This window comes from Streptomyces chartreusis, assembly GCF_008704715.1.
Classification (GTDB): domain Bacteria; phylum Actinomycetota; class Actinomycetes; order Streptomycetales; family Streptomycetaceae; genus Streptomyces; species Streptomyces chartreusis.
Genome location: NZ_CP023689.1, coordinates 8,988,876 through 9,013,469, shown reverse-complemented (window position 1 = coordinate 9,013,469; position 24,594 = coordinate 8,988,876). Strand labels below are relative to the sequence as shown.

The 24,594-nt window shown below is 72.7% G+C and carries 19 protein-coding genes; 8 read left to right on the top strand and 11 right to left on the bottom strand.

Annotated features, from left to right (window positions below; genetic code table 11):
• Positions 1 to 39: 39 nt before the first annotated feature.
• The 5 genes from CP983_RS40010 (at position 40) to CP983_RS39990 (ending at position 5,367) form a co-directional block, all read left to right on the top strand.
• Positions 40 to 1,674 carry a cellulase family glycosylhydrolase gene (locus CP983_RS40010; protein ID WP_150505228.1) on the top strand — a complete coding sequence of 545 codons (1,635 nt, stop codon included), beginning with the start codon at positions 40 to 42 and terminating at the stop codon, positions 1,672 to 1,674.
• Between the two features lie 178 nt (positions 1,675 to 1,852).
• Positions 1,853 to 2,893, top strand: a complete 1,041-nt coding sequence (locus CP983_RS40005; RefSeq protein ID WP_150505226.1) for an ABC transporter substrate-binding protein — start codon at positions 1,853 to 1,855, stop codon at positions 2,891 to 2,893.
• Between the two features lie 63 nt (positions 2,894 to 2,956).
• A complete protein-coding gene (locus CP983_RS40000) occupies positions 2,957 to 3,961 on the top strand; it encodes a FecCD family ABC transporter permease (RefSeq protein ID WP_150505224.1) in 1,005 nt (334 codons plus the stop codon).
• Positions 3,958 to 5,040: a FecCD family ABC transporter permease gene (locus tag CP983_RS39995; protein ID WP_150505222.1), complete on the top strand. Its 1,083-nt coding sequence runs from the start codon at positions 3,958 to 3,960 to the stop codon at positions 5,038 to 5,040. Before CP983_RS40000 ends, CP983_RS39995 begins: the two co-directional genes overlap by 4 nt.
• A gap of 72 nt (positions 5,041 to 5,112) precedes the next feature.
• Positions 5,113 to 5,367, top strand: a complete 255-nt coding sequence (locus tag CP983_RS39990) for an EF-hand domain-containing protein (RefSeq protein WP_107908906.1) — start codon at positions 5,113 to 5,115, stop codon at positions 5,365 to 5,367.
• A gap of 24 nt (positions 5,368 to 5,391) precedes the next feature.
• Here CP983_RS39990 and CP983_RS39985 read toward each other — a convergent pair whose 3' ends face one another.
• Both CP983_RS39985 and CP983_RS39980 read right to left on the bottom strand, forming a co-directional pair.
• On the bottom strand, positions 5,392 to 6,201 hold the full coding sequence (locus CP983_RS39985; protein WP_150505220.1) for an aminoglycoside adenylyltransferase domain-containing protein: 810 nt from the start codon (positions 6,199 to 6,201) through the stop codon (positions 5,392 to 5,394).
• Positions 6,202 to 6,295: 94 nt separating this feature from the next.
• Positions 6,296 to 9,670: a pyruvate carboxylase gene (locus tag CP983_RS39980; RefSeq protein ID WP_150505218.1), complete on the bottom strand. Its 3,375-nt coding sequence runs from the start codon at positions 9,668 to 9,670 to the stop codon at positions 6,296 to 6,298.
• A gap of 193 nt (positions 9,671 to 9,863) precedes the next feature.
• Between CP983_RS39980 and CP983_RS39975 the strand changes: the two genes are divergently transcribed.
• Together CP983_RS39975 and CP983_RS39970 are read left to right on the top strand one after the other, a co-directional pair.
• Positions 9,864 to 11,939: a SpoIIE family protein phosphatase gene (locus CP983_RS39975; RefSeq protein ID WP_167537832.1), complete on the top strand. Its 2,076-nt coding sequence runs from the start codon at positions 9,864 to 9,866 to the stop codon at positions 11,937 to 11,939.
• Positions 11,940 to 12,121: 182 nt separating this feature from the next.
• Positions 12,122 to 14,566, top strand: coding sequence for a SpoIIE family protein phosphatase (locus tag CP983_RS39970; protein ID WP_125528223.1), 2,445 nt, complete (start codon positions 12,122 to 12,124; stop codon positions 14,564 to 14,566).
• 4 nt (positions 14,567 to 14,570) lie between these two features.
• Here CP983_RS39970 and CP983_RS39965 read toward each other — a convergent pair whose 3' ends face one another.
• From CP983_RS39965 to CP983_RS39925, 9 genes are all read right to left on the bottom strand, one after another.
• Positions 14,571 to 14,900, bottom strand: a complete 330-nt coding sequence (locus CP983_RS39965) for an SCO4225 family membrane protein (RefSeq protein WP_107908913.1) — start codon at positions 14,898 to 14,900, stop codon at positions 14,571 to 14,573.
• Between the two features lie 106 nt (positions 14,901 to 15,006).
• Entirely contained in the window at positions 15,007 to 15,618 is a 612-nt protein-coding gene (locus CP983_RS39960) for a TetR/AcrR family transcriptional regulator (RefSeq protein WP_107908914.1), read from the bottom strand.
• Positions 15,619 to 15,665: 47 nt separating this feature from the next.
• Entirely contained in the window at positions 15,666 to 16,568 is a 903-nt protein-coding gene (locus tag CP983_RS39955; RefSeq protein WP_150505216.1) for a 3-hydroxybutyryl-CoA dehydrogenase, read from the bottom strand.
• A gap of 32 nt (positions 16,569 to 16,600) precedes the next feature.
• Positions 16,601 to 17,773 (bottom strand): acyl-CoA dehydrogenase family protein, encoded by a 1,173-nt coding sequence (locus CP983_RS39950; protein ID WP_150505214.1) that lies wholly within the window; start codon positions 17,771 to 17,773, stop codon positions 16,601 to 16,603.
• 35 nt (positions 17,774 to 17,808) lie between these two features.
• A complete protein-coding gene (locus CP983_RS39945) occupies positions 17,809 to 18,981 on the bottom strand; it encodes an acyl-CoA dehydrogenase family protein (protein WP_150505212.1) in 1,173 nt (390 codons plus the stop codon).
• 41 nt (positions 18,982 to 19,022) lie between these two features.
• The gene (locus CP983_RS39940; RefSeq protein WP_150505210.1) at positions 19,023 to 21,077 is read right to left on the bottom strand and encodes an acetate--CoA ligase family protein; all 2,055 of its coding nucleotides are present in this window, start codon (positions 21,075 to 21,077) and stop codon (positions 19,023 to 19,025) included.
• A 1-nt stretch (position 21,078) separates the two neighbouring features.
• Complete coding sequence (locus tag CP983_RS39935; RefSeq protein ID WP_107908918.1) at positions 21,079 to 21,270, bottom strand: ferredoxin; 192 nt, start codon at positions 21,268 to 21,270, stop codon at positions 21,079 to 21,081.
• Positions 21,271 to 21,345: 75 nt separating this feature from the next.
• Positions 21,346 to 22,584 (bottom strand): NADH-ubiquinone oxidoreductase-F iron-sulfur binding region domain-containing protein, encoded by a 1,239-nt coding sequence (locus CP983_RS39930; RefSeq protein ID WP_150505209.1) that lies wholly within the window; start codon positions 22,582 to 22,584, stop codon positions 21,346 to 21,348.
• Positions 22,581 to 23,006 (bottom strand): hypothetical protein, encoded by a 426-nt coding sequence (locus tag CP983_RS39925; RefSeq protein ID WP_150505207.1) that lies wholly within the window; start codon positions 23,004 to 23,006, stop codon positions 22,581 to 22,583. The genes CP983_RS39930 and CP983_RS39925 overlap by 4 nt, the downstream gene beginning before the upstream one ends.
• A 391-nt stretch (positions 23,007 to 23,397) precedes the next feature.
• Between CP983_RS39925 and CP983_RS39920 the strand changes: the two genes are divergently transcribed.
• Entirely contained in the window at positions 23,398 to 24,576 is a 1,179-nt protein-coding gene (locus CP983_RS39920; RefSeq protein ID WP_150505205.1) for an aromatic ring-hydroxylating oxygenase subunit alpha, read from the top strand.
• The last annotated feature ends 18 nt before the right edge of the window (positions 24,577 to 24,594 follow it).

Sequence of the window (24,594 nt, the reverse complement as noted above, 5' to 3'; positions counted from 1 at the left end):
ACTTCAGCCACTCGTCCCATACCTTCCCCTGGAGCCGCCATGAGATCCCGCACCCCGGCCGTCCCACGGCTCGCCACCGTCGCCGCCGCCCTCCTGGGACTGCTGCTCCCGCTGCTCGCCCTCGGTTCCCCCGCCCATGCGGCGCCTCCGGGCTTCCGTGTCGCGAACGGCCGGCTGCTGGAGTCGAACGGGAACGACTTCGTCATGCGGGGCGTCAACCACGCCCACACCTGGTACCCGGACCGCGCCAGCTCCCTCGCCCACATCAAGGCCAAGGGCGCCAACACGGTGCGGGTGGTCCTCTCCAGCGGTGACCGCTGGACACGCAACGACGCCGCGGACGTGTCGAACGTCGTCGCCCAGTGCAAACAGAACCGGCTCATCTGTGTCCTGGAGGTCCACGACACCACCGGCTACGGCGAACAGAGCGGCGCCGTGACCCTCTCGCGGGCCGCCGACTACTGGATCGGCGTGCAGAGCGCACTGACCGGCCAGGAGGACTACGTCATCGTCAACATCGGCAACGAGCCGTACGGGAACACGAACTACTCGGCGTGGACGGCGGACACCAAGGCCGCCGTCCAGAAGCTGCGGTCGGCCGGTTTCCGGCACACCATCATGGTCGACGCGCCCAACTGGGGTCAGGACTGGGCGTTCACGATGCGCGACAACGCCGCCTCGGTCTTCGCGGCCGACCCGGACGCCAACACGGTCTTCTCCATCCACATGTACGGCGTCTTCGACACCGCCGCCGAGATCAGCGACTATCTCAACCGCTTCGTCACGGCGAAACTCCCCATCGTCGTGGGCGAGTTCGGGCACAACCACTCGGACGGCGACCCCGACGAGGACACCATCCTCGCCGTCACCCGGCAGTTGGGGCTCGGCTACCTCGGCTGGTCGTGGAGCGGCAACGGCGGCGGGGTCGAGTACCTGGACATGGTCACGAACTTCGACCCGAACCAGCTGACCTCGTGGGGGCAGCGGATCTTCAACGGTGCGAACGGCATCGCCGCCACCTCCGAGGAGGCCGCCGTCTACTCCTCCTCCGGCGGCGACACCACTCCCCCGACCGCACCCGGAACCCCGACCGCCTCCGCCGTGACGTCCTCGTCCGTCACCCTGAACTGGTCCGCCGCCACCGACGCGACCGGTGTCACCGGCTACGACGTCGTCCGTGTCAGCGGCACCTCGGAGACCGCAGCCACCACGACGGCCGGCACCTCCGCCACCGTCACCGGGCTGGCCCCCGCCACCTCCTACACGTTCGCGGTCTACGCCCGCGACGCCGCCGGCAACCGGTCACCGCGTTCCGGCACGGTGGCGGTCACCACGGCGTCCGGCGGTTCGGCGGCGACGTGCGGTGTCTCCTACCGGGTCACCAACGAGTGGCCGGGCGGCTTCCAGGGCGAGATCGTCATCCGCAACACCGGCAGCTCCGCGATCAACGGCTGGACGCTGCGCTGGACCTTCCCGGACAGCCAGCGCGTCGGCAACCTGTGGGGCGGCACGCCGACGCAGAGCGGCGCCGAAGTGAGCGTCGCCGCCGCGTCGTACACGGCGACGATCGCCCCGGCGGGCTCGGTGACGCTGGGCTTCACCGCCACGAAGGGCGGGACGAACCCCGGCCCCACGGCCTTCACCCTGAACGACTCGGCCTGCTCCCTCGCCTGACCCACCCGCGCGCGGCGCGTCCTCGGCGCCGGGCCCACCGGCCCCGGGGACGCCTGCGTCCGCATCGCACGGCCGTGACAGGAACCACACAGACTCGCATGTAGGGCCCATCGAAGATCCGGATAAGGTGAGGCTGGCCTAACGGCCGACCCCATGTGCACCAAAAGGGAGCCCTGTCATGCTTCACCGGCGTCGCGGCCCGGCCGCCATCGCTCTCGCCGTCGCCGCGGCGCTGTCCCTCGCGGCCTGCGGCAGTTCCGACGACGGCTCGGACAACGCGGGTTCCGCGGCCGCCGGCGACAAGAAGGCCGTGGCCAAGGGCGGCAAGGACTTCGCGTCGGCCGCGCAGAAGACGGCCGAGATGGGCACCGACGCCAAGCCGGGCCAGTGGCCGCGCACCATCGAGCACGCCATGGGCGAGACGGTCCTCAAGTCTCAGCCCAAGCGGGTCGTGGTCCTGGACGTCGGCGAGCTCGACAACGTCGTCTCGCTCGGCATCAAGCCGGTCGGCCTCGCGCCGACGGAGGGCTCCCCCGAGCTGCCGTCCTACCTGAAGGAGGACGCGGGGAACCCGGCGAACATCGGCACGATCAACAACCTCAACCTGGAGGCGATCGCCGGACTCAAGCCGGACCTGATCCTCGGCAGCCAGCTGCGCGCCGCGGACAAGTACGACGAGCTGTCGAAGATCGCGCCCACCGTCTTCTCCATCCGCCCCGGCTTCACCTGGAAGGAGAACTACCTCCTGAACGCCGCGGCCCTGGACAGGACCGCCGAGGCGAAGGCGAAGCTGACCGCGTACGACGCGAAGGTCAAGGAGCTCGACAGCAAGCTCGGCGCCGACAAGCCGACCGTGTCGATGGTGCGTTACCTGCCCGACGGGGTGATCCGGCTCTACGCCAACGCCTCGTTCATCGGCACCATCCTCAAGGACGCCGGCATCCCGCGCCCGAAGAACCAGGACATCGAGGACCTGGCCGCCGAGGTCAGCGCCGAGAACATCGACCAGGCCGACGCCGACTACATCTTCACCGGTGTGTACGGCGACGCGAAGGCCACCGACAAGTCCCGGGCGCAGGGCAACCCGCTGTGGAGGAACCTCAAGGCGGTCAAGGCCGGGCACGCGTACGACGTCCCGGACGAGACCTGGTACCTGGGTCTCGGCGTCACCGCTGCGGACGAGGTCCTCGCGGACCTGGAGAAGCACCTCACCAGGTAGCCGCACCCGTTCGCCCGAGCGCACCGGCTCGCCGCACGTCCGAGAACCAGCAAGAGGAACCGCATGTCCCGTGCCACCCGGCGCCGTATCGCCTGGACGGTCGCGGGCATGCTCCTGCTGTTCCTCGCCGTCCTGCTCAGCCTCGCCCTGGGCAGCCGGCAGATCGCCCCGGCCGAGGTGTACGACGCCCTGCTGCGCCACGGCACCGGCGACGACGCGCAGGTCGTGCGCGCGCTGCGGGTCCCCCGCACGGTCGTCGGCGTGATGGTCGGCCTGGCCCTCGCGGTGGCCGGCGTGGTCATGCAGGGCATCACCCGCAATCCGATCGCCGAGCCCGGCGTCCTCGGCGTCAGCCAGGGCGCCGCGCTGGGCGTCGTCTGCGCCATCGCGTTCCTCGGGGTGCACACGCCCGCCGGGTACGTGTGGTTCGCGTTCGCCGGGGCGGGGCTCGCGGCGGTGGCCGCGTACGCGGTGGCGGGCAGCGGACGCGGGGGCGCCTCTCCGGTCAAGCTGGCGCTGGCCGGGGCCGCGATGAACGCGTTCATCGCCTCCGTGGTCTCCGCGATCGTCACGACCGACGCCCGCGCCCTGGACGAGTTCCGCTTCTGGGACGTCGGCTCGATCGCCGGCCGGGACGGCGAAGTCGTCGCGCGGACCTGGCCGTTCCTACTGGTGGGCCTGCTTCTGGTGGCCGTCGTGGCCCGGGGTCTTGACGCCCTGGCGCTCGGCGACGACGTGGCGCGGGGGCTGGGTCACCGGGTCGCGCTGGTACGGGCCGTCGGCGCGCTGGCCGCGACCGTGCTGACCGGTGTCGCGGTCGCCACGGCCGGTCCGATCGCGTTCGTCGGGCTGGCCGTGCCGCACATCGCGCGGGCGCTGGTGGGTTCCGACCACCGCTGGGTGCTGGCGCTGTCGACGCTGCTCGGTCCCTCGGTGATCCTCGTGTCGGACGTGCTCGGCCGGGTCGTCTTCGCGCCGTCGGAGGTGCCGGTGGCGGTGATGACCGCGTTGCTCGGCGTGCCGTTCCTGGTCGCGCTGGTACGGAGGAAGGCGACGGTGCCGGCATGACACAGCCCCTGGAGCGAATCCCGCCCGCCGTCCGGCGGCTGCGCCCGGCCGGGTACACCGTCGTCCGCTTCGGCGACGGCAGCTTCCTGCTGCACCGCAGGGCGTGTGCCGTCGCGGCCTTGCTGGCCGCCGTCCTCGCGGTGACGGCCGTGGTGTCGCTGTGCGTCGGCGAGTCGTACGTCTCCCCGACCGAGGTCGTCCATGTGCTGCTCGGGCAGCCGAGCCCCGACGAACTGGTCGTCGGCACGCTGCGGCTGCCCCGGCTGGTGACGGGCCTGCTGGTGGGTGCCGCGTTCGGTGTCTCGGGCGCGCTCGTGCAGACCGTCGCGCGCAACTCCCTCGCCAGTCCGGACGTCATCGGCGTCACGCACGGCGCGGGTGCGGCGACGGTGACCGCGATGACGTTCGGGCTCACCTCGTACACCGTCCTGCCGTACGTCTCGGTCGTGGGCGGGCTCGCGGCGGCCGCGCTCGTGTACGTCTTCGCCTGGCGGGGCGGTCTGCACGCGACGCGTTTCGTCCTCGTCGGGATCGGGGTGTCGATCGCGCTGGGTTCGCTGACCCGGCTGTTCCTCACCAAGGGCGACTATCTGGTCGCCCAGCAGGCCAAGGTGTGGCTGACGGGTTCGCTCAACGGCCGGGGCTACGACCAGGCCGCGCCGCTCGCCCTGGTGCTCGCGGTGCTGGTGCCGGTGCTGGTGTGGGCCGCGTACGCCCAGCGGATGGTCTCCCTGGACGACAGCACGGCGACCGCACTGGGGGTGCGGCTCGGTCCCGTGCGGCTGGGGCTGACCTCGCTCGGCGTGGTGCTGGCGTCCGTGGCGACCGGTGCCGCAGGACCGGTCGACTTCGTGGCGCTGCTCGCCCCGCAGATCGCCCATCGGCTGACCCGTACCGCGCAGATCCCGCTGCTGTCGTCGGCCCTGACCGGCGCCACGATCGTGATCGTCGCGGATCTGCTGGCCCGCCGTCTGTTCGCGCCGGTCGAGCTGCCGGTGGGTGTGCTGACGGCGGCGGTCGGGGCGCCGTATCTGATGTGGCTGATCGCTCGCACTCGCCGGGGTCGAGAGGGAACCTGAAGGGGCGGAATCGCGTTCTTGTCTGATAACGGGGTGGCAGGTCGGCCTGCCGACGGGAACGAAGGTGACACGATGAGTGACAAGGCCCGGAAGCTGTTCGAGGCGCTCGACCTCGACCACAACGGGACCCTGACGCGCGCTGAGGTGATCATCGCCCTGCGGACGAAGGGGCCGTCGCTGGCCGCGGCGGGAGATCTGCCGATCTGGGGCTTGGGGGACGAGGACGCGTCCTCCGCGCTGTTCGACGCCGCCGACCAGAACGGGGACGAGATGCTCACCCTGGAGGAGTTCGCGGCGGTGGTGGACCGCCGGTTCGGCTGGGCCTGAGCCGCCGGCCCACCGGGACCACGGTCACTCGCCCACCGGCCGCCCGGCCGCGCAGGCCGCGTCGACGCGTCCGGCGACCCACGTCAGGAAGGTCTGGACGTCGGTGCCGGGGAGCGCGGTCGCGTCGGTGCGGGGGCGTTCGTAGCTGCGCAGCGCTGCAGCGATGAGCGGACGGAATCGCTCCTCGGACTGAGCGACCGCCTGGGCCGCCCTGCGCTTGGCCTGCCAGCGGCCGGTGCGGCAGAAGTTCACCGACCGGCAGCCGTTGAGGACCCGGTTGTCCGCGAGATGTCCCTCGGCGGCGCTGTGCTCTCGGACCGAGGCGCGCAGGGCGGTGAGCAGGTCGGCGCGTCCGGGCTCGGCGATGACCTCGCGCGGCGGGCGGCCGTACAGCGGCAGCCCCGACCGATGGGCGACCGAGCGGTCGATGACGTACCAGAACGCGGGCGACTCGGCCGGGTCGAAACTGACCCGGCTCGGCAGCAGCGGCCCGGTGTTGAGGTCCATCAGATAGCCGGCCTCGCCGGACGGGCGGGCCGCGAACTCCTCGTCGTAGACGACGAGTTCCAGTCCCGTCGCGGGGCAGGGCAGCGCGGGGTGCGTGAGTGCGGCGGCGAGGTCGGACAGCGTCGGCCCGGGGAGGGGCGCGTCCACGACGACCGTCACGTCGGTGTCGCTGCGCCCGTGCCGGTAGTCGCCGAGCGCGACGGAGCCGACGGCGACGACGCTCACCAGGTGACGTCCGCACACGGCCTGCGCGTGGCGGACGACCTCCTGGAGGTAGGGACGCAGTTCGGCGGGGACGGAGTGCGGTTCCGCGGGGGTCCGGGTCATACGGCCAGTTTCCGTGCCTGACGTCCGACCCGGTGGGCCCGGCCGCGCCCCGCGCAGACGTGTTCCCCCGCGCGGGGCGTGGCCGGGTCTCGGCTCAGGCCAGTTCGACGAGCAGGTCGCCGCCCTCGACCTGCTGGATGCGGTTGATGGCGAGCCTGGCGACCGTGCCGGCCTTCGCGGCGGTGATCGAGGCCTCCATCTTCATCGCCTCGATGGTGGCGACCGTCTCACCGGCCGCCACCTCGTCGCCCTCGGCGACCGTCAGGGTCACCACGCCCGCGAACGGTGCCGCCACATGTCCGGTGTTGCTCCGGTCCGCCTTCTCCGTCACGGGGACGTCCGAGGCGGCGGCCCGGTCCCGGACCTGGATCGGCCGCAGCTGGCCGTTCAGGGTGGACATCACGGTGCGCATGCCGCGCTCGTCCGCGTCGCCGACGGCCTGCAGCTCGATCAGCAGCCGCACCCCGCGCTCGAGGTCGACGGCGTACTCCTTGCCCGGGCGAAGCCCGTAGAAGAAGTCCTTGCTGTCCAGCACGCTGGTGTCGCCGAAGCTGTCCCGGTGCGTCTCGAACTCACGCGTCGGGGCGGGGAACAGCAGCCGGTTGAGGGTGCCGCGCCGGTCCTTCGCCAGCCCCTCGCGGTCGTCGGTGCTCAGTTCCTGCACCGGCTTGGCCTCGGCCCGGCCCCGCAGCGCCTTGCTGCGGAACGGCTCGGGCCAGCCGCCGGGCGGGGTGCCGAGCTCGCCGCGCAGGAAACCGATGACGGAGTCGGGGATGTCGAACCGGTCCGGATCCTGCTCGAAGTCCGCCGGGGACACACCGGCGCCCACCAGGTGCAGGGCGAGGTCGCCCACCACCTTCGACGAGGGCGTGACCTTCACCAGCCGGCCCAGCATCCGGTCGGCGGCGGCGTACATCGCCTCGATCTCCTCGAACCGGTCGCCGAGGCCGAGCGCGACCGCCTGGGTGCGCAGGTTGGAGAGCTGACCGCCGGGGATCTCGTGGTGGTAGACACGGCCGGTCGGCGAGGCCAGGCCCGCCTCGAAGGGGGCGTAGACCTTGCGGACGCTCTCCCAGTACGGCTCCAGGTCGCCGACGGCCTGGAGGTCGAGGCCGGTGGGGCGCTCGGAGTGGTCGGTCGCGGCGACGATCGCCGACAGCGACGGCTGCGAGGTGGTGCCCGCCATGGACGCCACGGCCCCGTCGACCGCGTCCGCGCCGGCCTGGATCGCGGCCAGGTAGGTGGCGAGCTGACCGCCCGCGGTGTCGTGGGTGTGCACATGGACCGGCAGGTCGAACTCCCGGCGCAGCGCCGACACCAGCTTCGCCGCGGCCGGTGCCCGCAGCAGGCCCGCCATGTCCTTCACGGCGATGACATGGGCGCCGGCGTCGACGATCCGCTCGGCCAGGCGCAGGTAGTAGTCGAGGGTGTACAGGCGCTCCGCCGGGTCGGACAGGTCGGAGGTGTAGCACAGGGCGACCTCCGCGACGCCGGTGCCGGTCTCCCGTACCGCCTCGATCGCGGGCCGCATCTGGTCGACGTCGTTGAGGGCGTCGAAGATGCGGAAGATGTCGATGCCGGTGGCCGCCGCCTCCTGCACGAACGCGTCGGTCACCTCGGTGGGGTACGGCGTGTAGCCGACGGTGTTGCGGCCGCGCAGCAGCATCTGGAGGCAGATGTTCGGCGCGGCCTCCCGCAGGGCCGCGAGGCGCTCCCACGGGTCCTCGGCGAGGAAGCGCAGGGCGACGTCGTAGGTCGCGCCGCCCCAGCACTCCAGGGACAGCAGCTGGGGCAGGGTGCGGGCCACCACCGGGGCGATGGCGAGCATGTCCTTGGTGCGCACCCGGGTGGCGAGCAGCGACTGGTGGGCGTCGCGGAACGTGGTGTCGGTGACGCCGATGGTCGGCGAGGCGCGCAGCCAGCTCGCGAAGCCCTCCGGGCCGAGTTCGGCGAGCTTCTGCCGGGTCCCGGCGGGCGGGTCACCGGCGGGCAGCGCGGGCACCTTGGTCAACGGGTCGAGCAGATCGGGCCGTTCGCCGTGCGGCTTGTTGACGGTGACGTCGGCCAGGTAGGTCAGCAGCTTGGTGCCGCGGTCGGCGGAGTGACGGGCCGTCAGCAGGTGCGGGCGCTGCTCGATGAACGACGTGGTGACCCGGCCGGCCTGGAAGTCGGGGTCGTCGAGGACCGCTTGCAGGAAGGGGATGTTGGTGGCCACACCGCGGATGCGGAACTCTGCGACGGCGCGCCGGGCGCGGCCCACCGCGGCGCTGAAGTCCCTGCCCCGGCAGGTGAGTTTGACCAGCATCGAGTCGAAGTGCGCGCTGATCTCCGTGCCGGCGTGGGTGGTTCCGCCGTCGAGCCGGATGCCCGAGCCGCCCGGCGAGCGGTAGGCGCTGATCCGGCCGGTGTCCGGGCGGAAGCCGTTGGCCGGGTCCTCGGTGGTGATACGGCACTGGAGGGCCGCGCCGCGCAGCCTGACGGTGTCCTGGGCGAGGCCGAGGTCGGCCAGGGTCTCGCCGGCGGCGATGCGCAGCTGCGACTGCACCAGGTCGACGTCGGTGACCTCCTCGGTCACCGTGTGCTCGACCTGGATGCGCGGGTTCATCTCGATGAAGACGTGGTTGCCGTCGCGGTCGAGCAGGAACTCCACGGTGCCGGCGTTGCGGTAGCCGATCTGCCGGGCGAAGCGCACGGCGTCGGCGCAGATCCGGTCGCGCAGCTCCGGGTCGAGGTTCGGCGCGGGCGCCAGCTCGATGACCTTCTGGTGGCGGCGCTGCAGCGAGCAGTCCCGCTCGAAGAGGTGGATGACGTTGCCCTGCCCGTCGGCGAGGATCTGCACCTCGATGTGGCGGGGCTCGACGACGGCCTTCTCCAGGAACACCGTGGCGTCGCCGAAGGCGGACGCCGCCTCGCGGGACGCCGCCTCGATGGACTCGCGCAGCTGCGCGGGTTCCTCGACGCGGCGCATACCGCGGCCGCCGCCGCCCGCGACGGCCTTGACGAACACGGGGAAGCCGATGGCGTCGGCGGCGGCGACGAGCTCGTCCACGTCGTTGGACGGCGCCGACGATCCGAGCACCGGCACGCCCGCCTCGCGCGCGGCGGCTACCGCGCGGGCCTTGTTGCCGGTCAGCTCCAGGATGTCCGCGCTCGGTCCGACGAAGGTGATGCCGGCCTCTTCGCAGGCCCGCGCCAGATCGGGGTTCTCGGACAGGAATCCGTAGCCCGGATAGACGGCGTCCGCTCCGGCCCGGCGTGCCGCACGGACGATCTCCTCCACGGAGAGGTAGGCCCGCACCGGATGTCCCGGTTGGCCGATCTCGTACGCCTCGTCGGCCTTCAGCCGGTGCAGGGAGTTGCGGTCCTCGTGCGGGAAGACGGCGACGGTGCGCGCGCCCAGCTCGTAGCCTGCGCGGAAAGCGCGAATCGCGATCTCACCGCGGTTGGCGACCAGCACCTTGCGGAACATTCTTGATCCCTTCAGCCTGCCGGAGACGGACACCCATGGTGTCGGCGGCTCCCTCATAACGCCATGTGAGCCGGGCCACTCGCCGGTCGGCGGACACCCGGCCCGGTCACCACGGGTACCCAGGTGACCGGACGGGCCTACGCTGTCTGTGAGCCTTCTGTGTGGTCGAGGGTGGTGTAAGCGAGGTGCCCTCATGGTCGGCGCGATACACCGCGGTGCCAGAACGCACGACGCGATCGACGAATGGCCGGCGCGGCTGACGGCCGCGGCGGGGCACGCGGGCGTGTTCGAGGACCTGCTCCCGCTCGCCCTGTGGGTGGTCGACGGCGACGGGCGTCTGGTGCAGTGGTCGCTGGCCGCGCAGGACCTGCTCGGGCACACGCCGGAGCAGATGGTGGGGCAGGACGCCAAGCGTGTGCTGGTGCCCGAGAAGAACCACGAGCTGGCGGACCGTCTTGCCCGGTCGGTGCGGACGGGCGCGGCGGTGGTCGCGCGGCTGCCGGTCCGGCACCGCGACGGAACCCTCGTCGACATGGAGCTGTGGCACTGCCCGTTCGCCGATTCGCGGGGGCGGCCGGGCCTGCTGGCCATCGCCGCGGAGACGTCGGCGGTGGAGCGGATGCGGGACGCGCTGGCGGCCCTGGAGGGACTGTTCGCCCAGTCCCCGATCGGCCTGGCCATGCTCGGCCCGGACCTGCGGTTCCTGCGGGTCAACGAGGCGCTGGCCCGGATGGACCGCGTCCCGGTGGCCGAGCACATCGGCAGACGCGTGACCGAGATCGCCGCCGGCACCGAGGCGCTGGAGGCGGTGATGCGGCGGGTCCTCGACCGGGGCGAGGCGGTGGTGGACTACCGCTACACCAGCTCGTCGGCGGACCCCAAACGGCAGCGGACGTGGTCCTGCTCCTACGCCCCCCTGCTCGGCGGTGCCGGGCAGCGGGTGGGCGTGATCGCCTCGCTGATCGACGTCACGCAGGAGCAGCGGGCCCATCTGGAGGCGGAGCGGGCGCGGCGGCGCCTGGCGCTGCTGGCGGAGGCGGGCACGCAGATGGGCTCCACGCTGGATCTGACGCAGACGGCACAGGAGGTGGTCCGGGTCCTGGTGCCCCGGCTCGCTGACTCCGCCGACGTCCAGCTCCTGGAGGAGGCGGTGGCCCCGGACGAGACCGCCGCATCCGCGCACGGCGTGGTCCGGCGGGCCGCGGCGTCCTTCACGGATCCGGCCGCGCCTGCCGATCAGCTCGCGGTCGGCAGCACCCTCCAGGTCCCGCCGGGCTCGGTGTACGAGCAGGTCATCAGCGAGGGCCGGCCGATGAACCTGTACCTGTCCGACATCGGCCCGCTGATCCCCTCCCCCGGCGCCGACCCGCTGCGCGAGTACCTGCGCGCCCGGGTGGGTGCGGCCCGGCTGATCCCGATGGTGGCCCGGGGCACGGTGCTCGGCGCCGTGGTGGTGACCCGGACCCGGGACCGTGAACCCTTCGACGACCAGGACACCCTGCTGATCGACGAGCTGGTGGCCCGGGCGGCGCTGAACATCGACAACGCGCGCATGTACAGCCGGGAGCGCGAGGCGGCGCTCACCCTCCAGCGCAGCCTGATGAACCCGTCCCTGCCCGCCGTCGGCGGACTGGAGCTCACCGCCCGCTATCTGCCGGCCGGCGACCACGAGGTGGGCGGCGACTGGTTCGACGCGATCGCCCTGTCGGACGGCCGGACCGCGCTGGTGATCGGGGACGTGATGGGGCACGGCATCCACGCGGCGGCGGTCATGGGCCAGCTGCGCACCGCCGTACGGACCCTGGCGCGCCGTGACACCCCGCCCGACCAGGTGCTGCGCTCGCTGGACGCCACCGTGGCGGACCTGGGCGACAACGAGATGGCGACCTGTCTGTACGCCGTGCACGATCCCACCGACGGCAGCTGTGTGATCGCCAGGGCGGGACACCCGCCGCCCGTGGTCGCGGACGCGCACGGGGCGGTCGCCTTCCTGGACGGGCCCGCGGGGCCGCCGCTGGGGGTGGGCGGGCAGGACGGCGAGCTGCAGGAGGTGATCCTCGCGCCGCACAGCCTCCTGGTGATCTACACCGACGGTCTGATCGAGGCCCGAGGCACCGATCTCGACCAGGGCATGCTCCGCCTGGCGCGGGAGCTGCGGCATCCGGAGCATCCGCTGGACCGGGTCTGCGACGACCTGTTGGCCCATCTGATGCCCGAGGTGGCGGATGACGACGTGGCGGTGCTTCTAGCCCGGGCCCTGCCCCGATGAACCGGGCCACGGGCCGGGTGCGGGCGTCCTCCGAGTGGACGCCCCGGCCGCGGCGACGAAGCGCGCGGTGCCCGTCCGGCCGATACTGGGAGTGAGCCGCTACGAATCCGAGCATGCGCGACCGCAGGACCGGCCGGGGCGACGCACCGCGGGCCCCGGGAACGGCGCGAGATGGGTGGGCGATGCACGACACATCCCCGACGTCGCTCAGTGAGAGCCCGGAGGATCCTTTCTCGGTCCACCGATCCGCGTCGGCGGTGCTGGACGACCGCGGACACGTCGTCGCGTGGAGCGATCAGGCCACCACGCTCCTCGGGTACGAGCCCGACGAGGTGCTGGGCCGGCCGGTGCGCGAGGTCCTGGTCGCCGACGGGGACGAGGCCGTGATCGCCCGGGCGACCGTCGCGTGCCGACGCGCGGGCGGCTGGTTCGGGCTGCTGCCGGTGCGCAACCGTGCGGGGCACCGCGTGTTCGTGGGGTTCAGGGCCCGGCGGGTGCGTCGGCTGGACTCCGACGAGTGGCTCCTCATCGGCTCGCTCGCCGAGGACATCGCCCAGTGGGAGATCGACCGGTCGGTGCTGGACGGCCTGTTCCGCCGGTCCCCGGTGGGGGTCGTGGTGCTCGGTCCGGACCTGCGTGTGCTGAGGGTGAACCGGGCGATCGCGCGGTTCGGCGGGCTGCCGCCGAAGGCGTACCGCGGGCGGCGGGCCGGCGAGTTCCTGTTCGGCCCCGACGCGGACCAGGCCGAGGCCAAGCTGCGGTCGGTCCTGGAGACGGGCCAGCCGGTGATCTTCGCCGAGCAGCACGCGCGGCTGCTGCACGACCCCCACCGGGAGCTGGTGATCTCCATCTCCGCGTTCCGGATGCAGGACCCCTCCGGGCGGGTGCTGGGCGTCACCGAGATCGTCGAGGACGTCACCGAACGCCATCGGGCCCGGCGGCGGCTGGCGCTGCTCAACGAGGCGGGCACCCGGATCGGCAGGACCCTGGACGTGGCCACGACCGCGCGTGAGCTGGCCGAGGCCGCGGTTCCCGAGCTCGCCGACGCCGTCTCGGTGGACCTGCTGGAACCGGTGCCCCGGGGAGAGGAACCGGCCCCGGACTCCATGGGCCCGCTGCGCAGGATGGCGGCCCGCGGCATCCGGCCCGAGGCGACGTCGGTGATGTATCCGGAGGGCCATCTGTTCTTCTTCCCCGAGCGGACCGCGCCGACGAAGTGCCTGGCCGAGCGGCGTCCGGTCCTGCTGCCCGTGCTGGAGGGCAACTCCGGCTGGTTCGACGCCGAGCCGGAGCGGGCCGCGCGGGCGCTGGCGATGGGCGTCCACTCCCTGATGGTGGTGCCGCTCGCCGCGCGCGGTGTGGTCCTGGGGCTGGTCTGTCTGTGGCGTTCGAAGCAGCCGGAGCCGTTCGAGGAGGACGATCTGACCCTGGCGGTGGACTTCGCCGCCCGCGCCGCCGTCTGCATCGACAACGCCCGCCGCTACACCCAGCAGCACAACGCCGCCGAGGCCCTCCAGCGCAGCCTGCTGCCGGGCGAGGTGCCCGCGCACCCGGCGCTGGAGACGGCCCACCGCTATCTGCCCGCACAGGCCTCCACCGGGGTCGGCGGCGACTGGTTCGACGTCATCCCGCTGTCGGGGCTGCGCGTCGCGCTGGTGGTCGGCGACGTGGTGGGCCACGGCATGCACGCCTCGGCGACGATGGGCCGGCTGCGCGCCGCCGTGCGGACCCTCGCGCACCTCGACCTGGCCCCGGACGAGGTCCTGGCCCGGCTGGACGACCTGGTGGACCAGCTGGCCACCGAACAGCGGCAGGCCGAGGACACCACCCCGCAGATCATGGGCGCGACCTGCGTGTACGCGATCTACGACCCGGTCTCCCGGCACTGCGCCGTGGCCCGCGCGGGCCATCCGCCGCCGACGCTCCTGGGGCCCGACGGCCGGTTGTGTCCGCTCGACGTCCCCGCCGGACTGCCGCTCGGCCTCGGCGGGCTGCCGTACGAGACGGCCGAGCTCGAACTGGCGGAGGGCAGCCTGATCGCCCTGTACAGCGACGGCCTGCTGCTGGCCGGTGACCGCGACATCGACCAGGGCCTGACGCTGCTGCACGACACACTGACCGGTCCGGCGCGGTCGCTGGAGCACACGTGCAAGGCGGTGGAGGACGTGATGCTGCCGGACCGGCCGGCCGACGACGTCACGCTGCTGCTGGGCCGGACCCGGGTGCTGGCGGCCGAGGACGTGGCCACCTGGGAGCTGCCCGCCGAGCCCACGGCGGCCGGCCGGGCCCGGGCGCTGGTGACGGAGCGGCTGACGGAGTGGGGGCTGGAGGAGCTGGCCTTCACCACCGAGCTGATCGTGAGCGAGCTGGTCACGAACGCCTACCGGTACGCCGGCGGGCCGGTGGTGCTGCGGCTGATCCGCAACGGCCATCTCATCTGCGAGGTCTCCGACTCCAGCAGCACCTCACCGCATCTGCGCCAGGCGCGCAGCACCGACGAGGGCGGCCGCGGCCTGTTCCTGGTGGCCCAGCTCTCCGAGCGCTGGGGCACCCGCTACGGCCGCAACAGCAAGACCATCTGGACCGAGCAGCCCCTGTCGCCGGAGCCGGCCGATCCGGGCATCTGAGGCGTCACGCGCCGTTCGGGCGGGCGCGGTGGTGGTGCAGACGGCCCGAGAGCCGGTGGTACGCGGCGCCGAGCACCGCCGCCTGGACCAGGGCGCCGACGACGACACCGGCCCAGGGCAGCACGCCCGGCAGCATCAGGAACAGCCAGGACGTCGGCCCGGTGACGACGAAGGCCCATATCCCGGCGAGGCTCGCGTCCTGGTGCTCGACGAACAGGGCGTCCACACCCGTCCAGACCAGGACGGCGACCACCAGCGCGAGGTAGGCCAGTGCCGCTGGATTGACCAGGTGGTGGCGCGTCACCTGGACGAAGGAGCGCTGAGAACCGGCCATGTCGAACCCCCTGAGGTCGTGATCGGTTCCCCACGATGCCCCGGGCCGCGCCCGGTGGCCTGAGTAGCCGTACTCACCTTCGCCGGGTACCCAGCCCGGCCGGGCGTCAGTCCGTGGGTACGGCGGCCGGCAGGCCGAGCGCGCCGGCCACGTGGCGCCAGATGGACGCGAGCGCCGAGTCGAGGGTGACCGTCGGGTCGCGCAGCATCAGCCGGATGCCGTAGCCGTCGCTCAGGGACAGCACGAGGGTGCTGAGGTCGTCGACGTCGGCCGGTGTGAACTCGCCGGAGGCGATGCCGCGCCGTATCGCGTCGGACACCCAGCCGTGCAGCTGGGCGTACAGGTCGACGGCGAAGACCCGGGTGGTCTCGTCGCGCAGGGCCCGCACCCACAGCTCCTGCCACAGCCGCCAGTCCTGGTGGAGTTCGGGGTCGGTGGGCAGCAGGTTGCGCACGATGCGGGCCAGGATGACCGCCGCCGGCGCCGTCCCCGCGTCGCGGTCGACGTCGAGGGCGGTGCTGGCGAAGGAGTGCGTCATCGCCTCGGTGAACAGCTTCTCGCGGGTGTCGAAGTGGTAGTGCAGCAACGCCGTCGACACACCGGCCCGCTCGGCGACCATGCGCATGCGGATCTTCTCGAAGCCGATGTCGGCGATGACCTCGCACGCCGCGGTCAGGATGCGCTCGCGTGTGTCTGCCGTGCGCACCTTGGTGGCCACCGTGCGGCTCCCCTCGTTCGGTCGTCGTTCGCCATGACCATCTTCCCTCACGGGCGCCCCGCGGGTACCGGTGCCTCACGACCCGGTTGTCCGTCGTACGCATGGAAGCCGCGCCCGGACTTCCGCCCCAGCAGGCCGGCCTCCACCATCCGCGACAGCAGCGGGGGCGGCGAGTACTGGGGCTCGCGGAACTCGGCGTACAGCGACTCGGCGATGGCCCGGGTGGTGTCGAGGCCGATGAGGTCGGTCAGTGCCAGCGGGCCGAGCGGGTGCGCGCAGCCCAGGACCATGCCGCGGTCGACGTCCTCGACGGTCGCGCTGCCCGACTCCACCATGCGGATGGCGGCGAGGAGATAGGGCACGAGCAGCGCGTTGACGACGAACCCTGCCTTGTCCCGGGTGCGGACGACCTCCTTGCCGAGCGTGCCGGTCACGAACTCCTCGGCCCGATCCGCGGTGGCGGGCGAGGTGAGCAGCGACGGCACGAGTTCGACGAGCCGCAGGACCGGCACGGGGTTGAAGAAGTGCACACCGACGACACGGTCCGGTCGGGTCGTGGCGGCGGCGAGCCTGATGACCGGGATGGACGAGGTGTTGGTCGCGAGGATGGTGCGCTCGTCGGTGACGACGGAGTCGAGGCGGGTGAACACGTCGACCTTGAGGCGTTCGTCCTCGGCGACCGCCTCGATCACCAGGTCGTGCTCGTGCAGGGCCGCGATCTCGTCGACGACGGTGATCAGGTCCGCGGCCCTGTCCCGTCGCGCGGCGTCGATCCTGCCGTTCGCGGCGGCCCGGTCGAGCGAGCGCAGGACGCGGAGGCGGCCCGCGCGGGCGGCCTCCGCGTCGCGCTCCACGACCGTGACCGGCACGTCGGCCCGTGCGCACACCTCGGCGATGCCCGCGCCCATCAGACCGCAGCCCACCACCCCGACGCGCCGGATCTCGGTCATGTCTCTCCCTCTCTCGTCCGTTTCGGCACGCGTCATGCGACCGGCAGGTCCAGGACCCCCGACCCGCGCTTGATGAGTTCGTTGGCGATGATCAGCCGCTGGATCTCGGAGGTGCCCTCCCAGATCCGGTCCACGCGCAGCTCGCGGTAGAGCCGTTCGACGGCGTAGGCGCGGTCGTAGCCCCGGCCGCCGTGGATCTGGAGGCACCGGTCGACGACCCGCCCGGACGCCTCGCTCGCCGAGAGCTTGGCGATGGCGGCCTTGGCGTGCAGCGTCTTGCGGTCCTCGGCCGGGGAGTGGTCGATCTCCCAGGCGACCTGGTGGGTGTAGGCACGGTTGACGGCGATGTCCACGGCGCAGTCCGCGAGCATGCCCTGGATCAGCTGGAACGAGGAGATCGGGGCGCCGAACTGCTCCCGCTCCACGGCCCAGTCCCGGGACAGTTCCAGGGCCCGCTCGGCGGCGCCGATGGTGCGGGCGGCGATCATCAGGCGCTCCTCGGTGAACCAGGAGCGGGTGATGTCGTAGCCCTCGCCGATGGCGCCGAGCACGGCGTCCTCGCCCACCTGGACATCGGTGAAGGTGAACTCGGGGTGCTCGTAGACGAAGGTGTGCATCCAGCGCGGGACGCGCGTCATCTCGATGCCGGGGGTGTCCTTGTCGACGAGGAAGAGGGTGGGCGCACGCTCCGGGCCCGCCGCGGCGAGCACGATCATGAAGTCGGCGTGGTCGCCGACGGTCACGAACCACTTCTCGCCGTTGAGGACCCAGCCCTGGTCGTTCTTCGTCGCAGTGGTGGCGAGGTTCTGCGGGTCGGAGCCGGCGCCGGGCTCGGTGACGGCGTAGCAGTCGCGCCGCTCGCCCTTGATCACCGGGACGAGGAAGCGCTCGCGCTGCTCCGGGGTGCAGAACCGCAGCGCGTTCGCCGGGCGCCACACCATGTCCCACAGGGCGCCGGTGAGCCGCCCCAACTCCTCCTGCACGGTGACCTGTTCGGCGATGGTGAGGCCGGCGCCGCCCCATTCGGCGGGCATGTTGACGGCCTGGAGGCCGGCGTCCAGCACGGCGTCACGGACCTTGGCGTGCGCGTCGGCGGGCAGGCCGTTCTCCTCCTCGCACTGGTTCTCGTAGCCGGCGATGAAGTCGGTGAGGGCACGGGCCTCGGCCTTGAGCTGGGCCTGGCGCGGGGTGAGACGGAAGTCCATGGAAGTCCTCGCTGTCCGGTGTCGGGGAGACGGGTTCAGTGGGTGGGCAGGGCAAGGGCGCGGGTGCCGCGCTTGATGAGCTCGTTGGCGATGATCAGCCGCTGGATCTCGGAGGTGCCCTCCCAGATCCGGTCCACGCGCAGCTCGCGGTACATGCGCTCGACGGGGTAGGTGCGGTCGTAGCCGCGCCCGCCGAAGATCTGGAGGCACCGGTCGGCGACCCGCCCCGCGGCCTCGCTGGCGGCGAGCTTGGCGGTGGAGGCCTTGGCGTGCAGGGTCTTGCGGTCGGCGCCGGGCTGGTCGGCCTCCCAGGCGACCTGGTGGGTGTAGGCACGGTTGACGGCGATGTCCACGGCGCAGTCCGCGAGCATGCCCTGGATCAGCTGGTACGAGGCGATGGGCGCCCCGAACTGCTCGCGCTCGACGGCCCAGTCCCGGGCGAGCTGGAGGGCGCGCTCGGCGGCGCCGACGGTGCGGGCGGCGATCATCAGGCGTTCGTCGGTGAACCATTCCTTGGTCAGTTCGTAGCCGTTGCCGACGCCGCCGAGCACGTCCTCGTCAGCGACGAAGACGTCGGTGAAGGTGAACTCGGGGTGCCCGTTGACGGCGGAGTGCATGAAGTGCGGCACGCGGGTCATCTCGACTCCGGGCGCGGCCTTGTCGACGAAGAACAGCGTGGGCAGCTTCTCGGGACCGGCGTCCGCCTGCACCAGCAGGAAGTCGGCGATGTCGCCGCAGGTGACGAACCACTTCTCGCCGTTGAGCAGCCAGCCGCCGTCGGTGCGGGTGGCCGTGGAGGTGCCGGAGGACGGGTCGGAGCCGGCGCCCGGCTCGGTGACGGCGAACGCGTCGAACCTCTCGGCGCGGATCACCGGCAGCAGGTACTTCTCGCGCTGCCGCTCGTCGCCGTAGGCGAGGACGTTGGCGGGCCGCCAGGGGATGTCCCACAGGCAGTTGGTGACCTTGCCGAACTCCTCCTCGACGATGACCTGGTCGAGCAGGCTCAGGCCCGCCCCGCCCCACTCGGCGGGCATGTTGATGGCGTAGACCCCGGCGTCCATCGCGGCACGGGTCAGTTCGGTGACGAGCTCCTGCGGCAGGGGTCCGCCGGCCTGCTCGGACTGGTCCTCGTACCGCATCAGCAGCCTGGCGTACTCGGCGGCGCGACGCTTCAGGTCGGCCTGCTCGGGGGTGTAGCGCATGTCCATGGGGACCTCTTTTCGGGGTCGGTCGGGCGGGTGCGGCTCGGTCAGGCGAGTACGGCGCGGGAGTCGAGGGCGAGGACTCCGTCGGGGCGTACGAGAAGGGGGTTGACCTCGATCTCGGCGATCTCGGGGTGGGCGGCGGCGAACGCGGTGATGGTCTCGACGGCCCGCGCGGCGGCCTCGACGTCGACGGCCGGCCGGCCGCGGACCCCTTCGAGCAGGGCGGCGGTGCGCAGTCCGCGCAGCAGGTGCAGGGCGCGGTCGGCGGGGACGGGGGCGAGGGTGAAGGCGATGTCGTGCAGTGCCTCCGCGAGCACTCCGCCGAGGCCCACCATGGCGACCGGGCCGAAGCGCGGGTCGCGGTTGACGCCGACGATCAGCTCGATGCCGTCGGTGAGGTCGGCCATGGCCTCCACGGAGTAGGAGGGGGCGCCGAGCCGGGCGTGCATCTCCCGGAAGGCGGCAAGCAGTTCGTCGGGCCCGGCGAGGCCCAGGGCCACTCCCCCGGCGTCCGACTTGTGCAGCAGATGCAGGGCCTTGAGGACGTACGGGCCGCTGAACTCCCCTGTCACGGCGAGCAGTTCGGCCTCGTCGTGGACCTCGCGGGCGGCGGGGAAGGCGAGTCCGGCCGCTTCGAGGGCCCTGCGGGTCTCCAGGTAGCCGGTCTCCCGCAGTGGGGTCGCCGGGCTGGGCAGGGGTGTCACGCCGGTGTGCGGTGCTCGGGGTGCGGTGGCGGCGAGTGCGCGGGCGGCGTCCTCGGTGGCGCCGAAGACCGGCACACCGGCGGCGGCGAGCGTGCGGCAGCTGGGCGAGTCGGGGTACATCGACTGCACGACCAGGGGTTTGGCGATGGCACGGTGCCGGGCGGCGATGAGGCGGGCGGCGGCCTGTTCCCCCTCCGCGAGTGCCGTGCCGCCTCCGCCGAGTCCGCCCTCGGCGGCCGCGTAGCCTCCGAAGTAGCCGGTCATCAGTACGGCGTCGGCCTCCTCGGCGGCCAGCAGCGCGGCAACGGTCTCCGCGTAGGAGCCGGGGTCCTGCTCGCCCATTCCTGCGAGGTCCACCGGGTTGGCGACGGCCGACTGCTCCCACAGCGCTTCGCGCAGCAACTCCCTTGTCGGCTCGTGCAGTTCGGGCACGGTCAGCCCGGCCGCCTCGACGGCGTCGGCGGCTATGACGCCGTGCCCTCCGCCGTCGGTGAGTACGGCGACCCGGCGGCCCGTGGCCCGGCGTCCGCCGTGCAGCGCGGCGAGGACGACGGTGAGTTCGCGCGGGGTGGCGACGAGTTCCACGCCGGCGTCCCGGCAGGCGGCGGCCACCACGTCTGCCGAGGTGGTCAGCGCCCCGGTGTGCGACTGGGCGCTGCGGGCGGAGGCGTCCCCGCGGCCGGCGGTGAGCAGCACCACGGGTTTCCCGGCGTCGGCGGCCGCCTCGGCGAAGGCGCGTCCGTCGCCGAAGTCCTCGGCGTAGACGGCGATGGCCCGGGTGCCCTCGTGCCTGGCGCAGTCGGCGAGCAGGTCGACGAGGGTGACGTCGGCCTGGTTGCCGAGCGAGACGAACCGGGAGAAGCCGAGGCCGTGCGGGCCGAAGCGGAGCTGTAGTTCGAGGGCGAGGTTGCCGCTCTGGCTCAGCAGCGCGACTCCGCCGGGTGTGAAGGTGTCGGAGGCCAGGAACAGGTCGGTGGTGTTGTCGGCCAGGCCGAGGCAGTTGGGGCCGACCATCACCGCGCCGGCGGCGCGCACCCGTTCGGCGACGGCCTCCTGTCTGGCACGTCCGGCGTCGCCGGTCTCGGCGAAGCCCGCGGTGATCGCGACGATCGCCCGGGCCCCGCACCGCAGGGCCTCGTCGACGGCGTCCTCGAACCCGGCGGCGGGCACGGAGACCACCGCCAGGTCGACGGGTTCGCCGACCGCGCTCAGGCTGGGCGCGGCGGTGCGGCCGAGGACGGTGCCGCCGCGCCGGTTGACCAGGTGGACGGGCCGGCGGCCGCCCGCGCGGATGGCCTGGGCTGCGATGGCGTGGCCGTACTTGGCCGGGTCGTCGCTGGCTCCGACGACGGCGACGGATACGGGGTCGAAGAGGGCCGAGAGGTCGCGTCCCATGTCACTTCACCAGCCGCAGCGCGGAGTTGGGGCAGGCGGCGACGGCGGCCTCTGCGGCTTCCCGGTCGCCGGGCGGCACCTCGGTCACGCGCAGCTGCGCGTAGCCCCATTCGTCGAGGTCGATCAGCTCGGGTGCGGGTTCCTGGCAGAGGCCGTAGCCCTGGCAGCGGGTGGAGTCCAGCAGCAGTTTCATGGTGCGGTCCTTTCGGCGCGGCTCGGCGCGGTGAGGTCTGGGGTGGGGAGGAGCCCGGAAAGACGCGGCTGCGGCTCAGGGCACCGGCACGGTGAAGCGGCGCCCGTCCTCGGGTGCGGTGCTCGCGCAGACGGGGCAGGCGGAGCGGGCGTGGGCGTCGACCACGTCGGTGAAGTGGTCGAGGAGGGTGGCGACGACGCGGGCGGCGGCGTCCAGCAGTCCGCAGGCCCCGCGGCCGGGCAGTTGCTGCGACCAGCGGTGGAGCTTGGCGACCGTGTCGAAGTTCGCCTCTCCGTGGGCGACGGCCTGGAGTGCCTTGGCCATCGCGCCGGTGCCGGAGAGGCACACCCCGCACTGCCGGGCGCTCTGGGCCCCGAGGTAGGCGGCGGCCTCCACGGCCACGGCGACGGGGCAGTCCTCCGGGTGCAGGAAGTGCAGCGCGCCGCAGCCGAGGGCTCCGCCGGCCGCCTTGAGGCTGTCGTGGTCGAGCGGCAGGTCGGACCAGCCCTCGCCGTGCAGCCCGCCGAACATTCCGCCCAGCAGGACCGCCCCGGCCCTGCCGTGTCCGCACACGTCGGCGAGGACCTTGAGGTGCGTACCGGCGGCCACCTCCACGAGTGCGGCACCGTCGGCGCCGCCGGAGAGGGTCACGAGATGGCTCGCCGCGACGGCGTCCGCCTCGTCGGGGCGCGAGTACATCAGGGCGACGCGGGCCAGCGTCTCCACGTTGGCGACCAGGGTGGGTGCGCCGCCGACTCCGCTCTCGAACGGGCGCGGGGGCTTGGCCGTGGGCAGCGCCGGGCCGCCGTCGATGCGCCGTACGACCGCGCTCTCCTCCCCTGCTACGTAGGTGTGCTCCGTCCGTACGACGTCGATGCGCAGCTCGGGGGAGCTTTCGGCGAGCGCCTCGCGCACGGCCCGCTCGGCGGCGGCGTCCGAGAGGTACACGTAGCCGCGCTCGGCGCCGGTGACGGCCGCGGCCAGCCGCAGTCCGTCGAGGACGACGTGCGGACGGTGCCGCAACAGCCAGCGGTCCTTCACGGACCCCGGCTCGCCCTCCTCGCCGTTGGCGACGACGACGCGCGGGCCCGGTGTGTCGCGGACGGTACGGAGTTTGACGGCGGCGGGGAAACCGGCCCCGCCGCGACCGCGCAGCCCCGCGGCGGCGATCCGGTCGAGCAGCCGGTCGGGCGCGACGAGCGGTGCGTAGCCACCGGCGGCGAGGTATCGGTCGATGCCCTCGCCGCCGGAGGCAGGAGGCGCCAGGAGGAGGCCGGCCCGTCCTTCGGGGAGGAGGGAGAACACGCCGGTCATATGGTGCTCCAGGGCTCGGAGGGGCCGGCGAGTGCGGGTTCGGGGCGTTCCCGCAGCCGTGCCAGCGCCCGTTCCAGTTCGTGTCGCTGGAGGGCGGTGCGCTCGTAGCCGGCTCCTGGCAGGCCGATCAGCATGCGGTGGTGGTCGAGGACGACCTCGCCGGCGAGCAGGGCCGCCTTCGGGTCGTTGGTCCGCGATCCGGCCGCCCGGACGACCAGGTCGGTGACCTCGCGCAGATAGCGCAGCCAGCCGCGCTGTGTGCCGCGCAGGACCAGCCGCTCGACGCGGTGCCGCTCGGCGGCGACGAGGGCCGACGGCGGGCGGCCGGCGGCCGGGGACCGCAGGGCGGCCACCGCTGCGGGCAGCTCCTGTTCGGGCTCCGGCGTGAGGCCGAGCCAGACGAGACTGCGGCGAGCGCTCATGCGTGCCTCCGGGTTCGCTCCGTCTCCGGGTGTTCCGGGGACAGGGGTGGCGCGGCCATGACGTGGGACGGGATGCTCCGCTGCCGTGACGCGAGGACGGGGAGCTGTGGTGGGTGTCCGGATCCGGACTCCCGACGTGGCGCGGACCTGAGGCCCGCGGGCTTGCGGAGGGCGCCTGGGCAATCGTCTGCGGGTCAGGTCCATCCGTCTGCCACGAGACTAACTAACTAATTAGTCAGCCCACAAGTCTTGACTTGCCACCGCTCGGGTCCCAGTCTGACTAACCAATCAGTCAGCCGGATCCCGGCAGGTCCGGAAGCCGCACCTGCCCTGTGCCCCCGGCCCATCCCTCACCGCCCATCGCCGCCGCAGCGGCGCGGAGGAGGACCCCATGAACCCCTCGACGACCCGGGCAGCGGAGACCGTCACCCCCGCCTCGCCCCAGCCGCCCCCCGAGCATCCCGGCGAGGCCCTGGCAGCCCGCTACTACACGGATCCGGCCATCGCACAGGCCGAGACCGACCGCATCTTCGCCAAGTCCTGGCAGCTCGTCTGCCACGAGTCCGATCTCCCCGGACCGGGCGCGCGGCTGACCGCCACCGCCGCCGGCCGGGAGGTGCTGGTCGTCCGCACCGAGGACGGCGGCCTCGCCGCCCACCTCAATGTGTGCCGGCACCGCGGCACCCGGCTGGTCGCCGGCCCCGAGCCGTCGGGCAAGGCGATCCGCTGCCCGTACCACGGCTGGACCTACAAGCTGGACGGACGCCTGGTCGGCGCCCCCGAGGCCCGCCGCATCCCCTGCCTGGACAAGCCGAAGCTCGGGCTGCACCCGGTCAACGTGGAGTCCTTCCTGGGCTTCGTCTTCGTCAACCTGGACATGGAGGCGACCCCGCTCGCCGAGAGCTGCGCCGGGCTCGCCGAGGCCGTCGGACGCTACGCCGGGCCCGGCCTGGTGCCGGTCGGCAAGCACCGGATCCACGACCTCAAGGGCGGCGAGGAGCAGAACGCCAACTGGAAGGTGATCGTCGACAACTATCTGGAGGGCTACCACGTCCCGGTCGCCCACCCCGCGCTCATGCGACTGCTCGACTACGCCGCGTACACGGTGGACGTGCAGGAGAACTACGTCCTGTTCGAGTCACCCCTGCGCGACAAGCCCTCCTCGAACTGGACCGAGCGGCTCTATCAGCGCCTCGCGTCACCGATGCCGGGGCTGGTCGAGGAGGACCGCCGGGTATGGCGGTACGCCGTGATCTACCCGAACACTCTCATCGACTTCTACCCTGACCACGTGCTCGCGTGGACAGCCCTTCCCACCGCCCAGGACCGGGCGGCGATCCCCGGTGCCTTCTACACGAAGGTCGGCGAGGGCATCCGCACCCGGCTGGCCCGGCGCATCAACATCCACATCGGCTGGGAGACCAACGACGAGGACGCCGAGCTGGTGGAGCGCGTGCAGGCCGGGATGCAGACCCCCGGATTCGAGCCGGGCCCGCTGTCGCAGCGCGAGGCCGCCGTCGGCTGGTTCGCCCGCCGCGTCCGGCAGGACCTGGAGGGGGACGCACGGTGACGCTCCCGCACACCTCGA

Coding starts and splice junctions, on each gene's coding strand:
- CP983_RS39955 (WP_150505216.1), bottom strand. CDS start 16,568: ATGACCGAGATCCGGCGCGTCGGGGTGGTGGGCTGCGGTCTGATGGGC.
- CP983_RS39945 (WP_150505212.1), bottom strand. CDS start 18,981: ATGGACATGCGCTACACCCCCGAGCAGGCCGACCTGAAGCGTCGCGCC.
- CP983_RS39980 (WP_150505218.1), bottom strand. CDS start 9,670: ATGTTCCGCAAGGTGCTGGTCGCCAACCGCGGTGAGATCGCGATTCGC.
- CP983_RS39950 (WP_150505214.1), bottom strand. CDS start 17,773: ATGGACTTCCGTCTCACCCCGCGCCAGGCCCAGCTCAAGGCCGAGGCC.
- CP983_RS40010 (WP_150505228.1), top strand. CDS start 40: ATGAGATCCCGCACCCCGGCCGTCCCACGGCTCGCCACCGTCGCCGCC.
- CP983_RS39975 (WP_167537832.1), top strand. CDS start 9,864: ATGGTCGGCGCGATACACCGCGGTGCCAGAACGCACGACGCGATCGAC.
- CP983_RS39965 (WP_107908913.1), bottom strand. CDS start 14,900: ATGGCCGGTTCTCAGCGCTCCTTCGTCCAGGTGACGCGCCACCACCTG.
- CP983_RS39985 (WP_150505220.1), bottom strand. CDS start 6,201: ATGACCCGGACCCCCGCGGAACCGCACTCCGTCCCCGCCGAACTGCGT.
- CP983_RS39995 (WP_150505222.1), top strand. CDS start 3,958: ATGACACAGCCCCTGGAGCGAATCCCGCCCGCCGTCCGGCGGCTGCGC.
- CP983_RS39940 (WP_150505210.1), bottom strand. CDS start 21,077: ATGGGACGCGACCTCTCGGCCCTCTTCGACCCCGTATCCGTCGCCGTC.
- CP983_RS39970 (WP_125528223.1), top strand. CDS start 12,122: ATGCACGACACATCCCCGACGTCGCTCAGTGAGAGCCCGGAGGATCCT.
- CP983_RS39935 (WP_107908918.1), bottom strand. CDS start 21,270: ATGAAACTGCTGCTGGACTCCACCCGCTGCCAGGGCTACGGCCTCTGC.
- CP983_RS39990 (WP_107908906.1), top strand. CDS start 5,113: ATGAGTGACAAGGCCCGGAAGCTGTTCGAGGCGCTCGACCTCGACCAC.
- CP983_RS39925 (WP_150505207.1), bottom strand. CDS start 23,006: ATGAGCGCTCGCCGCAGTCTCGTCTGGCTCGGCCTCACGCCGGAGCCC.
- CP983_RS40005 (WP_150505226.1), top strand. CDS start 1,853: ATGCTTCACCGGCGTCGCGGCCCGGCCGCCATCGCTCTCGCCGTCGCC.
- CP983_RS40000 (WP_150505224.1), top strand. CDS start 2,957: ATGTCCCGTGCCACCCGGCGCCGTATCGCCTGGACGGTCGCGGGCATG.
- CP983_RS39920 (WP_150505205.1), top strand. CDS start 23,398: ATGAACCCCTCGACGACCCGGGCAGCGGAGACCGTCACCCCCGCCTCG.
- CP983_RS39930 (WP_150505209.1), bottom strand. CDS start 22,584: ATGACCGGCGTGTTCTCCCTCCTCCCCGAAGGACGGGCCGGCCTCCTC.